The sequence below is a fragment of the Shewanella piezotolerans WP3 genome (genome assembly GCF_000014885.1).
Taxonomy (GTDB): Bacteria; Pseudomonadota; Gammaproteobacteria; order Enterobacterales; family Shewanellaceae; genus Shewanella; species Shewanella piezotolerans.
Genome location: NC_011566.1, coordinates 4,231,775 through 4,246,321, shown reverse-complemented (window position 1 = coordinate 4,246,321; position 14,547 = coordinate 4,231,775). Strand labels below are relative to the sequence as shown.

Genomic DNA, 14,547 nt, shown 5'->3' with positions numbered 1-14,547 from the left:
CAGATGAATATAATTAAACAATATCCAGCGCATCAAACTACAGATGGCGATGGAGTGAATATTACACGGCTTGCTGACTTTAGCCGCGGCCATTTTGATCCATTCTTAATGATCGATGAGCTTAAATCCGATGATGAAGCCGATTATATTGGTGGCTTTCCTCCACATCCCCACCGCGGAATTGAAACCTTCTCCTACATTCTTAAAGGTGGCATGGAGCACAGAGATCAGCTTGGCAATGTAAAAGCGATTCAGGCTGGCGATGTGCAGTGGATGAGTACTGGAAGTGGAGTCATTCACTCTGAGATGCCGTTAGCCGATACTGATACTGGGCTGCATGGTTTTCAGATTTGGCTCAATATGCCTGCCAGTGAAAAGATGCGTCCTGCCCGTTATCAAGACACGACGACTACGCCGATCCCAGAGTACAAAAATACAACTGGAGCACAGTTAAGAGCGCTTGCTGGCAACTGGCAGTTTGCTGGACAGTCTTTAGCTGGTCCGATTGAAGAGCTTGCTGGTAGTGCTGCAATAGCAGATATTAGTATTGAGGCTAACGGTAGTGCAGAGTTAGCGTTAAAGCAGTCTTTTGTTGGCATTTACCTCTACTCGGGAGAGCTCATCGCCCAAGGTAAGCGTTATAGTGCGCAGCAACTATTGCTTCTTGATTCAAGCAAAGCGGTGAATTTAGTTACTAGCAATACAGGGGCGGGAATGTTGCTCTTGACCGGTACGCCAATCAAAGAAGAGATTGTGCATATGGGGCCATTTGTGATGAATAGCCAAGCTGAGATCCGTCAAGCTATTGATGATTACCAAAGTGGTCGATTTGGTAATATCCCGAAAACGAATCTTGAAACTTAAGCTGTTGGTTTTACGAGGTTGTCTCCGAGTTCTTAGGTGATGGAACTCGGTTTTATAGCGTTAAACTCTTTATGCAGATTGTGACAAGCAGCTTCAAGTAAGTTGTTATTGTTTAAAGCGCAGAGGTTCCTCAATCACACATTCGCTGACTGATTTTGGTGCTGTTTCTCTGTCAACGAGCCAGCACTCATCGTAGATAGAGCAGTAACATAGACTGATTTTAATATCGTCATCAATTGCTAAGAACTGTTGGTATTGAGCGCCTTCATAAGTAAGGGGCTTAATAATGCTTTCTGCTGGCATAATTCTATTGCCGAGATGTGACTGAGTTATATACGGTAGTTCGGGAATGTCTGTCCATATTTTTATCGGTTTAGATTTATAACTAATTGCTGCATGTTTGATGATAGCGGGACCTGTACCATTATTGGCTATTTGATAGTTAAAAAATGTTTTGCCAAAACTTCTAGCAATTTCAACTCTAGGCCAAACAGATGCGCGAGCATAAGCTCTATCGATATAAGCCGAATAGATCCCGACCACAGTAGTGACTATGCTGATCAGTAGTGCAGAAAGCGCTACGATCATCTCGGGCTTCTTGTACCAAGCGGCGTTATCCATGTTATAAATCTTCCTGCTTTAACGTGACAGCTTTTAGTTTTTATTAATATATTCAGTTAAGTAGAACTTAGTGTTTTTTTGCTCTAGCGTGAAAGGTTAACACTTTGTTGCGCAAGGCGGCAACTATTGTAATGGCTGTTGGTCGCGGACCATGCGCTTTATTAACGTTAAAAAAGCGAGCTCAGGGGCTCGCTTGTATCGGTAAAATGGCAAATTATTTAACTGTTGGATTATTGTGCTACTTATCTTCGATATTAAATACCACCTGTCCATCAACCCATGTTTGTAGCACCTTAGCTTGCCAGATTTGGCTGGCATCAGTTTTGACAATATCACGATCAATGAAGATGAAATCGGCCTTCATTCCTTTAGCTAAGCTGCCTATTTGGTGCTCTTGGTGCGCTGAAAAAGCCGCTGCCGTAGTGAAGCTTGTTAGCGCTTGAGCTATGGTCATGCTCTCATCTGTATACCAGCCTTCATCTGGTTGGTTATCATGATCTTGCCGGGTAACTGAAGCATGTAAACCGTAAAAAGGGTTGGCTGATTCAACAGGAAAATCTGAACCTGCGGCAATGACTGCATTAGCATTGAGTAGTTTTTGCCAAGCATAGGCGCCTTTAATACGATCGGCACCGACTCGGTCTTCTGCCATGTTTTTATCGCTGGTGGCATGGGTCGCTTGCATAGACGCTACAACCCCTAGTTTGGCAAAGCGTGGGATATCATCAAGGCGGAGGATTTGTGCATGCTCTACTCGATGACGCAAAGCCTTAGTATTGGTTTGCTTAATTAGAGCCTCATAGGAGTCTAAAACTAACTTATTGGCATGATCGCCAATAGCATGGGTATTGACCTGAAACCCTGCCTGCATAGCGGTTAGCATATAGCTCTTTAGCTGTTTATTGCTATGCAATAGCAGCCCTTTATGGCCGTGCAGATCTGAATAATCCTCTATTAACGCAGCCCCTCGGCTGCCCAAGGCGCCATCAGCGGAGATCTTAACGCTGCTAAAATCAAGTTTTTGCGATTGATGCTGATATGGGCCTTTTGCCATTAGCTTATTAAATTGACTATCTCCTGCTGCAACCATGCCGTATACCCGAATTGGCATCTCATCTTTGTTGGCTAAATTCTTATAGGCGATAATGGTGTTGCTGCCCACGCCAGCATCGTGAACACTGGTTAAGCCTAGGCTCGCTAGATCAGTCATCGCGGTTTTTAATACAGCTTCCTGTTCGGTGATACTAAGTGGCGGAATAGCTTGGCTTATCAAACTCATCGCATTATCGATAAACACCCCGCTTGGTTCTCCAGCTTCGTTGCGTATTATCTCTCCGCCAGCGGGCGCTTTGCTGTCTTTATTAATCCCCGCTAACTTCATTGCTGCACTATTCGCCCAGCCTGCATGGCCATCAACTCGCCTTAGCCACACAGGCGTGTCGGGAAAGTGCTCATCCAGTGTTGTAGCGGTAGGGAAGGTTTTGCTTTGCCACAAAACTTGGTTCCAGCCTCGGCCTTGTACCCAAGTAAGCTCTGGGTTTTGTTGGCGAAACTGACGGGTACGCTCAACTGCTTCAGCTTCTGATAAGCTGCCGCGCAGATTAGTGCGCATCAAATTGAGCCCCCAACCAAGCACATGGCCATGGGCATCAATTAGCCCTGGTAGCATGGTTTTACCATCAGCATCAATAATTCGCATATCGCTGCTTATGCTGGGCTGCTGCTTGTTGTAGAGGCGGGTTATTTTGTCATCTTTGAACTCTATCGCATCAAAAGTACTAAGTTGGCCATTATTGATACTGTAGCCGTTAACATTTTTTATCAGAGTCGTTTGAGCATGGGCGTTGCAACTTAGTGCGAATAGCGCGGGATAAATCCATTTCTGCATATTTTTCATGACGTTCACTGTCTTAGTTTACTGTTATTTTTGTTGGTATTAGATACTAACAGTTGCGGTTTTTTACGCAATACGTAGCTGTTTCGCGTTATGATTCGTTAATCTATAGCAAGGTACTATGCAGATTAATGCGCTGGGAATTGGTATGAGTTTATATAAATTTGCCCTAGCGGCCGATAAATCAGTACAAATAAGGCGGGCGCTCGGGGCTGAAACTGAGGCTTATTTTGCTGCGATGGAAGCGGCGGAGCAGGCTTTTTTCGGTTCAATAACGAATGAGAGAAACCAGCAAAAGTTTGATTGGTTGCTGCTGCGAACGCACCTTATTAGTCGCATGAGTGACAAGGAAGTTGCAGCACTTGCAGACTATCGTGTCGACAAAGTGCAAAATATTGCTGAGCATCTTGATGGAAACGAGCGGCAAATATCTATCGTAACCAGCGATACCTTAGCGGCGGCGATAACTGATATTAACGCTCAGCAATGGATTGGGTTTGACACTGAAACTGCAGCAACTTTTGAAAAAGGTCGTCGCAATAGCAACCCCGTCTCTTTGATTCAAATTGCGACGGCGAGCCACTGTTACTTGTTTAGAATGGTTGGTAGGAATGTATCTATCTTTAAAGCTGCGCTAGCAGAGGTACTGTCTGAGCAATCGAATATTCTTAAGCTTGGCATTGGACTTCGCAGTGATGTGAACGCGATGAAGCGTGATTTCAATATTGTCCTAAGCCCAATGTTAGATCTCAATTGGCTGATGAATCAGCTAGGCGCAGCGAAACAGATGGGGACAGTACAGATTGCGGCAAGTGTATTGTCGCTTAAATTACCTAAGAGTAAACGGGTGACGTTATCGAACTGGGCATTGCCACTTGACATGCCTTTATCGAATGAGCAAGTTTTGTATGCCGCTACTGATGCCTTGGTAGCATTAGATATATACCACGGATTGTTTGCACAACTTGAGCCTTATAAAGTGCTTTGGCCGAATACAATCAAGCAACGCTTTTTGGGAGAAGAGAAAGAGTGATAAAGAAGGGACAAATAGTTCGCTGGAATGACAGTAAAGGCTATGGTTTTATCAGGTGTGAGGTGCAAGGCAGCGAGCAGGCAACACAAGATGTATTTATGCATATGTCTGCACTTGAGCCTATGGGGAGACGTCCTCAGGTAGGCGATGTGGTCGACTTTCAAATAGAGGTGCAAGCCGATGGCAAGCAACGGGCATTTGCTGCTTGTATTGGAGAGAGCGAAAGCGGTAGTGATGGCAATAAACGACGTAAAGCAGCAATAAAACCTGTTAAGCCGCAAAAGCCAATTAAAGGCGTGCTATATCGTATTGCGATAATGCTGGTGGTATTGGCGATTGCCAGTTTTGTTTATAACAAAACCATAGCGCCAATGACTGCAAATACTGCACTGCCGGTTATTTCAAATGCTGTTGCAGCTGATTACTCGCCAATAAGCCAAGCGTTTAAGCAACAGCAAAGTGGCATTCAGGTAAAGAGTAGCGGTGTGGTCACTAGAATACTTGCCGATGATAATAAGGGCAGCCGCCATCAGCGGTTTATTATTAAACTCAATAACGGACAAACTCTGTTAATTGCTCATAATATCGATTTAGCCCCGAAGATTAATAGTTTGAAAGAGGGGGATACCGTGAGCTTTTATGGCCAATATGAGCATAACGATCGCGGCGGCGTGGTGCATTGGACGCATTATGATCCTAATGGTCGCCATCTTGGTGGTTGGCTAAAACACCAAGGTAAAACGTATCAGTAACGGTTTGTTTAAAGTGCTCAATGGCGAGTTAATTCGGCATTGAGCACTAACTGTTGTCAGCTGCTTCTGACCTGTATTATTTAGTGCTAGCGTTCTTAATTAATCGAGTGCGTAACTGATCACCAAACTGAAACAGTGCTAACCCGGTTAACACAAAGCTGGCGCCAATAGCCAAGGCTTGGGTTATCGCCTCACCATTAAGTTGTGCACCTAGTATCATCGCGAACACCGGGGTAATGAGAGTGACTAATGCTACAGTGCTGGCGTTGAGGTGCTGTAATACATAGAAGTAAGCAATAAAGCCAATTAACGAGCCAAATACACCTAAGTAAACGATTGCCATTAATGAGCGTGGCTGCCAAGTATCCACTGGCACGGTTCCATCAAAGAGTAACCAGGCAATAGCAAACATCGGTGTCGAATAGATAAGTGCCCCAACGGTACTGGCTATCGGATGAATGTTTATCTTCACTGTTTTTATCAATACGCCGCTTAAACTAAATAAACTTACCGCGGTTAAAATCAGTAGCAAGCCAACCCAGCTATCACTTGCTAGTGAAAGTTTAGCGGAGCAAACGATGCCAAGACCGGTAAATGCAATTGCCAGAGCGAGGAAGCGCATTGGACTAAACTTAGGTTCATTCAGTATTTTCTGCGCGAGTAAGCCTGAGATTAAGGGCGATAAGCCAAAAATCAACGACATGGTGCCTGAAGGCAGGTAACGCGCGGCAAAGTAACTCAGTAACATGCCTCCTACTATTCCTATTGAGGAGACTGTGTATAGCTTTCTGGCAGTGGGGTTCCACGGTAAGCGAATACGCATGAGTAAGATGATTATCGAGCCCAGTAACAAGGCTATCAACATACGCAATAAAACCGCCATTGTTGGATGCACTGACTCACTGCTCCATACGATCCCTAGTGGCGTTGTTGACCAAATTAATACCACCGACATAAAGGCCGCCGGAACCATCTTGGGTAATGCTGTTGCTGACATCTCAACACTCCTTGCGTTTATAGCTAGGTCACACATAGTGACATCATAGCTAATGATACAGATTAGTTTAAAACCGCTGCAGGGCAAGGCGAGAAAAGGAGAGTTGTCCATCACCGCGCTGCTGATTGTTGCGGTGTGGAATCGAGAATTACTGGCTAACTATTGTTATATTCCCAATTTACCGCGCAACGACATAACCACATCACACTGGCGAGAAGTCGCAGTGTCAGGCAATGTATTTGCGTATAAATAATGGTGAATATAAGTGTCATGTTACCAATAGAATTTAATGTCTCGAAGGCTCAATAGTCTAATTGTTGTGCGCTTGAGTCAACAGTTAAATCAGTAAAAGGTAAATTTAATTTATGCTGAAGTTTTTGGTGGAAATACTAGGCGGTTATGCCGTTATCTTTGTTATGAAAAAACGCGAATGCTAGATAGTCAAAAGGGGCTAAGCCCTTCAGCTTTTGCCCCTTTTGTTTGCGGTTGTATGACCCTTTACCTTTTTTAGGTTTTTCAGTACGCGTCCTAAATAGTGGACTGGTAACGATAGCCTTTAATGCGTTGTCTTTAATAACTCCGCGGCCACTTTCGTGCTCTATCTGCGGTGGTGATTGGCGATGTTTTGCCATTTGGTGACTCCAGTTTAAATTTGAGGTTAGTATTATTTTCGTCAGCAATTATACGCTTAAAAATTGTACGTGCTAATACTTTTTACAGCTGCAAAGAGTATTAGCACGTGATTGTTTTGCTGTGTGTTAAGCAAAGATGAAGCTATAAAGGTAACCAGCACCTATCGCCATACCGAGAATGACAGTTAAAAACGCTGCTATCATTTGGTTCTTAAAAATCGATTTAAGCAAAATCACTTCGGTAAGGCTGGCACCGGCGCTACCGATAATTAACGCCATGACTGAACCAAGTGCCATGCCTTTAGCGACTAATGCTGAGCTTAATGGAATGACCGCCTCTGCACGAATATAGAGGGGAATACCAATGACTGCAGCAATAGGAATGGCATACCACATACCTTCACCTGCATACTTTGCAATAAGCTCAGTAGGCATAAAACCGTAGATGAATGACCCAAGTAAAATACCGACCATTAAGTAAGGTAAAACCTGCTTAAAATCTTTCCATGTTGAGCGCCAAACACGCATCCAGCGGTTGTCTTTAGTTACTTTAGCCTTATTATCGCCACAACTGTTTTGCGTAGTACTTGTTGGAGAGCTGCATGAACTTGCTACTTGAGCGCTGCCGCATGATGCTGTTGCAAGTACTGGAGCGGCAGGAGTAGGGGCTGATTCACTGCAGCAAGATGTCACTTCTGCTTTAACTGGCGCACTTTTAGGCGCTGTATCACCACAACTCGTACCGCAGCTTGAGGCTGTTACCGCTTCATAAGCTTCAGGTTTCACGTAACGTTCAAACCCTAGCTTCTCAAGCACATAGCCTGCTGTCACCGAAACGACCATAGCGACTAAGAAATAGAACACCGCGACTTTAAAGCCAAATGTCACGACAAACAGTCCAATAATGATTGGGTTCAATAATGGGCTTGAGAACAAGAACACCATCATAGGCCCAAAACCAGCTTTTGCTCTAAGTAACCCTTTCAAGAAAGGAATCGTTGAGCATGAGCAAAAAGGCGTTATTGACCCCAATAGCGCGGCAATGATATAGCCTTTTCCTTTCTTCGAGCTCAAGATTGATTGGATCTTTTCCGGCGGAATATACTCTTGCAATATTCCGACGATGTAACTAATTGCAAGAAACAGTATGGTTAACTCTGCAGCTAGAAACAGAAACATATTGGCTGTTTCTTTTGCCATGTTGATGATTTCAGGGCTCATAATAATGACCTAATTGATGATTGTTTTGTTATTTCTGGAATTACCGAAATAATTGAGATGGACAGATAATAGACTTATTCAAAAATAAATCAACAATTATTTCGATACTTGTCGAAGTTATATGTTGAATTTCTTCGGTAGTGTTAAAACTTCTGGCTAATAAATGAAGTAAGCGACTATGATAGGTTAAGGCTTTTCAAGAGCTTAAAGGAATAAATATGTTAGATGCTATTTGCAAATTTGATGAAGCTGAGCCGATAACTTTTTCAGTGTTCAAGTTTCAAAAATTATCAGATGACGACATTGAAAAGTATCGTCAAGCTCTTGTTTGTCCAGCCTGTGCAGGTAAGGCTTATTATCGTAAAGCCTCAAAAGACGGTAAAGCTGCCTGTTTTGGTTCCCGCTATCATCAAAGTGATTGCGTCGAGTTTAAACCATCTGCAGCTAAGGCTCGTGAGGAGCTACACGCCATTGAAGTGAATCAGCTAGTGGTTGATAGTGATGCAATGATTATCGATTTTAACCGCGCAGCAAAAGTTTCTAAGGTTAAAACTCAGAAAAAGATACTAGAAGAAGCAACGTCTATTGCCAATACTGCTGTAAAAGCTAAGCCAGATAAAAGTGTGCTTGAGGGAGAGGATACGGCACTTCCGTTTAAGGTTTCTTCCGATTTAAAAGTAACAAGTGATGTTAAAAAAAATCAGCCTGAAAAGCGCGTTGCGACTCAGGGGTTGGAAAAAGTGCTACATAGTTTATTACGAGGTAGTGACTTAGCAAGCTCAGAACTGTGGGTATACACCGATGAAAAGTATCGCTGGCGAGCAAAGAACTTGTTTGTCAATTTCGCTGATGCAGAGCCTACTGAAAACGGTGCGCCACGAATGTATTGGGGCACGATATCCCATACCGATAAAGAGCGCTTGTGGTTAAATCCTGCAGAGACCAAAGATGTCGGGATCCCAATCGAAATGTTTTCGAGCTCGTTAGCCTCTCGTTTCGATCTACAATCACGTCGCGACTTTGAAGGTGCGGGGATCATATTGTTCGGAAAGTGTTTTTGGAACAAAAGTAAAAGCCGCAAAATTATCCAGTTATGGAGCAACGACATTAATCGACTGTTTATCTCTAAGGCGGATGAAACTGAATAGCAATAGTTGTTAATCAATAGGCTGCTTATTGTGTTGTTTCATATGCTTGAGCCATAAGTTTACTACTATGTACAAAAAAGTATTTGCGATATTTATAATATTGATTGACTCAAAAGCGATTGGGGATTATTTTCTGCGCGATGTTTTTCCTTGGGCTAGATAAAAGGCCCGTAAAATCCACCGTATCGGCAGGTGCACACAAAGGAAAGCAGCAATTGAGCTCGACAAGTAAGTGTCTGAGTTTGGTGAATAATCTTGCCTTTTTGGCACTTTATTATAAGGACCTTAGCGCATGTCTGAGCCGACAGCCTTAAGTCTTATCCCACCTGTGGTGGTTTTGGTGTTAGCGATTGTGCTACGCCGTCCAATCCTTTCTTTAATTATTGGTGCTTTAGTTGGCCTCGCGATGTATGACAGCGCGAATCTGTTGACTAATTTTGCCGATACATCTTTGTCTGTCATGGCTGATGAGACTATAGGCTGGCTAATTTTGGTCTGTGGTGGTTTTGGTGCTTTGATTGCGCTGCTGGTAAAAACAGGCGGTTCGATGGCGTTTGGTCGTCATGCTCTTAAGTTAGCTAAAGGACAGAAGTCTTCACTGTTCATGACCTTCATTCTCGGGATGGTTATCTTTATCGATGATTACCTTAATGCGTTAACGGTTGGATCAACCATGAAGCGCGTTACCGATAAGTTTAAGGTTTCTCGCGAGATGCTTGCCTATGTTGTTGACTCAACGGCTGCCCCCGTTTGCGTACTCGTGCCACTTTCTACTTGGGCGGTTTTTTTTGGTGGTCTCTTAGTTGATAACGGAATCGCAAATGAAGGGCAAGGGATTGTTGTTTACATGCAAGCGATCCCCTATATGCTCTATGCGTGGTTAGCCGTAGCGATAGTTTTACTGGTGATTATGGGAATTATTCCTGCATTTGGGCCGATGAAAAAGGCACAACTTGCCGCGCTGCAAGGTAAACCAGCCATAAAGCAGATGGATTTAGATGAGGTGCAAACTTCAGATGAATATGCGCTTAGGGCGATTGAAGATGAATTTAAGCATGCAGATGACGGTGGAAAGCTACACAACTTTTTCGTGCCCATTTTCTTATTGGTTGGTTTTACCGTTTATTTTGATATCGACGTACTAAAAGGGTTGATAGCGACGTTAGCGGTTACTCTGCCCTATTACGGGGTGCAGAAATTGATGCCATTATCAGAGATGATGGAGCAGATGATTGATGGCTTTAAGAACATGTTGCCAGCGATTGGGACGGTAATAGCAGCATTCATCTTTAAGGATGTGTGCGACAAACTAATGTTACCTGAGTTTGTTATAGGCAGTTTAAGTCCTTATATGACGCCTGTTCTTTTACCCGCAGTGGTATTTTTAACCATGTCGGTTTTGGCTTTTGCAACAGGATCGAGTTGGGGGATCTTTGCGGTTTCAATCCCGATTGTGATGCCATTAGCCCAAGCGGTTGATGCCAATATTCCACTCGTGATTGGCGCGCTTTTATCTGCGTCATCATTTGGTAGTCAAGCTTGCTTCTACTCCGATTCGACGGTACTGGCCGCGCAAGGTTCGGGCTGTAACCTAGTTAGTCACGCGGTGACCCAATTACCCTATGCACTCATTGCTGCAGCGCTCACCTTTGTAGGCTTTCTTCTGCTAGCGTGAATTTTTACTATTGTGGTACAACAAGAAAAAGCCGCATACAAAAATGTGGCTTTTTTTGATACATGTTTTTCGTTTTCGTATTGTTGTAAGTGATTAATCCTTTACTTGTGGACTCTATGGTAATTGCCGTTAAGCTATTTTTAAACTTATGACATTGAAAGCGCTTATTTATGTCTTGTATTTTAATTATTAATGTACAGTAGCTGAAAATAAATAAGTGCCTCAAACTTACTATTTTATTAATGTCTCTCGTTAAAACTCTCATTAAAACTCTCGTTAAAACTCTCGTTAAACTTTCGTTAAAACTTTCGTTAAAACTCTCGTTAAAACTCGAGTTTTCTTGGTAGGTATAAATGGTCATAACTTCGACCTTATTGCGATAAGATTTTTATTTAGCACGGAACTTACTCTCTATTTGTAAGGCTTTAAATAGTGCCTCAATTGACAGTCTTTTCTTTGAGAATACTAATTTCTGCAATACTCGTATGAATTTCCACCAAGCTGATTAACCAAATGAATGAGCTCCTTTGGTTGAGCAAATAGATAAGGGCGTTACAAATGGTTTCACTTGTACTCTTGTTGTTACTCTCGTGTTAACTGCCTGTAATTATTGAAACTATTTTCACGTTTAACGTGGAAATTGAGTGCTTATTGTTGACTAAATGTATTACGCATGTAGTTTTGGTTGTTGTGTTTATTAGTTTTATTCACAGTAAAAATATAAAACTCGGTAGAAGTTAACAAACTGGGTGCATAATCAACAAAGGGAATGATAAAGATGACATCAATTAGCAGTTTGACTAAAGCGGTAAGGGTTGCATTACTTGCAACTACTAGCGCAGCATTAATGGCAAGTACTGGTGCTTATGCTGCAGAGGAAGAAGATAGTGGTATTGAAAGAATTGAAGTAACAGGATCTAAAATTAAGCGTATCGGCGAGCTCTCGCCAACGCCAGTAACAGTTATTACTGGTGCCGATATGATGGACATGGGTATTACTAACGTTGCTGATATCCTTAATAAACTTCCTTCTTCAACTGTTGGTATCTCACCTGAAACATCGAATAATACTATTTTTGCAAACGGACTTAACCAAACTAACCTCCGTGGTTTAGGTAGTGACCGTACTCTTGTATTAGTTAACGGTCGCCGTTTTGTTGCTGGTTCAAATGGTAATTCTGCGGTCGATTTGAATACAATACCCACTGCAATGGTAGCTAGAATTGAAGTTATTACTGGCGGTGCCTCTGCTGTTTATGGTTCAGATGCTATCGCTGGTGTGATTAACATTATCACTCGCACAGATGTTGATGGTGTGGAACTAGATGCTTCTTACATTCAGCCAGAGCAAAGTGGCGGTGAAGAAAGCCAGTTCTCTTTAACGGCAGGTGGTGACTTCTTAGATGACAAACTTTCTACAGTATTTAACTTTACTTATGCTGAGCAGAAAGAACTTCGCCCTACAGATAGAGACTTTTTAGATAACCCTGTTACTAGTATTTATAATCCTGATACGTCCGATGGTGCTCCTGCTCGAATTCCTTATTTTGGTCGTAAGCCGCTGTCTTGGATTAATGAAGCAGGTACATTTTTTGCTAAAGACGGTGGTCAATACACTTTTGACAACGATGGCAATATGAAGGTATTTGATTATGGTGAAGGCTTAATCGAAGGTCCTGGTAACAACGGTAATTATTGTGGACCAAGCTGTGAAGGTTATGATCCTGTTAATTATGGCTTAATACGTACGCCGCTAGAGCGTATGGTATTTACCTTAAATACTGATTACGAAATTAACGACGATCATAAAATCTTCACCGAAATTACTTATGTTGATTACCAGTCAAACGGTGAAAGTTCACCAGTATTCCATACCAATAATCCTATATCAGCAGATAACGCATTTCTTCCAGATGATACACGTCAGCTGATGACTGACACTGGAATGACAGGGTTTAATTTTTACCGTATGGACACTGAGTTTGGTAATCGAACTTATAATCAAGATCGTGAAACAATGCGATTCCTCATCGGTATAGAAGGTATTATTAGCGATGATTGGGATTACTCTTTCCATGCTCAACGTGGCCAGTTAGATGAAACCACTGTATGGGGTGGAGAGATTTGGGGTGATCGTTATGACCAAGCTAAAGATGCTGTTTTTGCTGCAGACGGAAGTATAGTTTGTCGTGATGCAGATGCTCGTGCTGCGGGTTGTGTTCCTTTAAACCTTTTTGGTGAAAATCAAGCGAGTCAAGAATCAATTGACTGGGTAAGCACCAGTGCTGGTCAAACTGCTAAAACTACGCAGACAACTGCTGGTTTAGTTGTGAGTGGCGCACTATTTGATCTACCTGCTGGTTACGTTAGCGCTGCATTTAGTGCTGATTACCGTAAGGAAGAGTCAGAAACAAACCCAGATCAAGAACTAATAGATGGCACTATCTTTGGTAACACTGCTAACCCTATGAAGGGCGAGTATGATGTAACAGAGTTTGCTGCTGAATTTAGTATCCCACTATTGTCAGATATGTTCCTAGCGCACGATTTAGGTCTTGACCTTGCATACCGTTGGATGGATTACAGTACTGCAGGAACAGACGATGCATGGAAGATTGGTTTAAACTGGGCGCCAATTGAAGATCTTCGTATTCGTGCAACTAAGTCAAAATCTGTACGAGCACCAAACATTGGCGAACTCTTTAGCCCTGCTGGACAAACATTTGAAAGCTTCACTGACGTTTGTGACAAAATTAATGTTGAGTTAGGTCCAAATGATAATCGTAAAGCAAACTGTCAGGCTAGTGGTCTACCAGAAGGTTGGAATCCTACTGATGCTTGGTACTTAAGTAACCATGCAGGAAGCAATGCTGGTAATCCAGATCTAAAAGCTGAAACCTCACACGATTACACGTTAGGTGCTGTTTATTCTCCGAGCTACCTAGAAGGCTTCTCTATTACTGTCGATTACTGGTCATTTGAAATTACAGATGCAATTGAATATATCGACGTTGCTACAGCAGTTCGTTATTGCTACGACTCTGAGTCGTTAGATAATGTTTATTGTGGTCGTTTTACTCGTGATGCTGCTACTGGTGACATCGTTGATTTCGTTCAGAGTCCTGTAAACTCTGCGACGTTTGATGTTAAAGGTGTTGATATTGAGAGTCAGTACGATATTCCTACTGATGGTTTTGGCGACTTTAAAGTACACGTTATTGCGACATACTTGGAGCAGTGGGAAACAAACCCAACAGGTTTTGCTGAAGATCTACAGGTTGACGTTGGTGAATACACTGATCCACGTTGGAAAGCGATGTTTAGCTTAGGTTGGAATCTAGATGCACTTAACCTAGAAGCAAGAGCTAACTACCGTCATGCGTCAGTTGCTAGCAATGATTGGAAGCCAGAGAACAATAACTACAACGATATCCCATCGTCTACAGTTTGGGACTTCACTGGGTCGTATGCGTTCACCGATTCACTTTCTGTACGCTTTGGTGTGAAGAATGCGTTCGATTTAGCACCTCCACGTAACCCATATGTTTATGACGGTGCCGGCTATTATGACACAACTGGTCGTGCATTCTTCTTGGGTGCCAACTATAAGATATAGTCGTAAAAGTATATAACTCTACTTTTTAGATAGGTACTAGGTAAAAGCCAGTAGTGAATAACTACTGGTTTTTTTATATCTAAAAGGAGGTAAT

The 14,547-nt window shown here is 42.6% G+C and carries 12 protein-coding genes; 7 read left to right on the top strand and 5 right to left on the bottom strand.

Annotation, left to right across the window (positions count from 1 at the left end):
- Positions 1-3 precede the first annotated feature (3 nt).
- A complete protein-coding gene (locus SWP_RS18000; protein WP_020914044.1) occupies positions 4-864 on the top strand; it encodes a pirin family protein in 861 nt (286 codons plus the stop codon).
- A 105-nt stretch (positions 865-969) separates the two neighbouring features.
- Here SWP_RS18000 and SWP_RS17995 read toward each other — a convergent pair whose 3' ends face one another.
- Entirely contained in the window at positions 970-1,485 is a 516-nt protein-coding gene (locus SWP_RS17995) for a hypothetical protein (RefSeq protein ID WP_044556071.1), read from the bottom strand.
- 238 nt (positions 1,486-1,723) lie between these two features.
- On the bottom strand, positions 1,724-3,382 hold the full coding sequence (locus SWP_RS17990; protein WP_044556070.1) for an amidohydrolase: 1,659 nt from the start codon (positions 3,380-3,382) through the stop codon (positions 1,724-1,726).
- A 145-nt stretch (positions 3,383-3,527) separates the two neighbouring features.
- Between SWP_RS17990 and SWP_RS17985 the strand changes: the two genes are divergently transcribed.
- Positions 3,528-4,412 (top strand): 3'-5' exonuclease, encoded by an 885-nt coding sequence (locus SWP_RS17985; RefSeq protein ID WP_020914041.1) that lies wholly within the window; start codon positions 3,528-3,530, stop codon positions 4,410-4,412.
- The gene (locus SWP_RS24775; protein ID WP_020914040.1) at positions 4,409-5,164 is read left to right on the top strand and encodes a DUF3465 domain-containing protein; all 756 of its coding nucleotides are present in this window, start codon (positions 4,409-4,411) and stop codon (positions 5,162-5,164) included. The genes SWP_RS17985 and SWP_RS24775 overlap by 4 nt, the downstream gene beginning before the upstream one ends.
- Before the next feature lie 76 nt (positions 5,165-5,240).
- On the opposite strand, the gene SWP_RS17975 is transcribed toward SWP_RS24775, so the two are convergent.
- Complete coding sequence (locus SWP_RS17975; protein WP_020914039.1) at positions 5,241-6,161, bottom strand: DMT family transporter; 921 nt, start codon at positions 6,159-6,161, stop codon at positions 5,241-5,243.
- A 52-nt stretch (positions 6,162-6,213) separates the two neighbouring features.
- On the opposite strand from SWP_RS17975, the gene SWP_RS24245 reads away from it, so the two are divergent.
- The gene (locus tag SWP_RS24245) at positions 6,214-6,414 is read left to right on the top strand and encodes a hypothetical protein (RefSeq protein WP_187148570.1); all 201 of its coding nucleotides are present in this window, start codon (positions 6,214-6,216) and stop codon (positions 6,412-6,414) included.
- 136 nt (positions 6,415-6,550) lie between these two features.
- Here the strand turns inward: SWP_RS24245 and SWP_RS17970 are convergent, their stop codons facing one another.
- Together SWP_RS17970 and SWP_RS17965 are read right to left on the bottom strand one after the other, a co-directional pair.
- Entirely contained in the window at positions 6,551-6,793 is a 243-nt protein-coding gene (locus SWP_RS17970; RefSeq protein ID WP_044556069.1) for a ribosome alternative rescue factor ArfA, read from the bottom strand.
- Positions 6,794-6,919: 126 nt separating this feature from the next.
- Positions 6,920-8,014, bottom strand: coding sequence for a permease (locus SWP_RS17965; RefSeq protein WP_044556068.1), 1,095 nt, complete (start codon positions 8,012-8,014; stop codon positions 6,920-6,922).
- 218 nt (positions 8,015-8,232) lie between these two features.
- Between SWP_RS17965 and SWP_RS17960 the strand changes: the two genes are divergently transcribed.
- The 3 genes from SWP_RS17960 to SWP_RS17950 all read left to right on the top strand — a co-directional run bounded on the left by SWP_RS17960 (position 8,233) and on the right by SWP_RS17950 (position 14,453).
- Entirely contained in the window at positions 8,233-9,162 is a 930-nt protein-coding gene (locus SWP_RS17960; protein ID WP_020914035.1) for a hypothetical protein, read from the top strand.
- 292 nt (positions 9,163-9,454) lie between these two features.
- A complete protein-coding gene (locus tag SWP_RS17955; protein ID WP_020914034.1) occupies positions 9,455-10,837 on the top strand; it encodes a Na+/H+ antiporter NhaC family protein in 1,383 nt (460 codons plus the stop codon).
- 778 nt (positions 10,838-11,615) lie between these two features.
- Positions 11,616-14,453, top strand: coding sequence for a TonB-dependent receptor domain-containing protein (locus SWP_RS17950; RefSeq protein WP_020914033.1), 2,838 nt, complete (start codon positions 11,616-11,618; stop codon positions 14,451-14,453).
- The last annotated feature ends 94 nt before the right edge of the window (positions 14,454-14,547 follow it).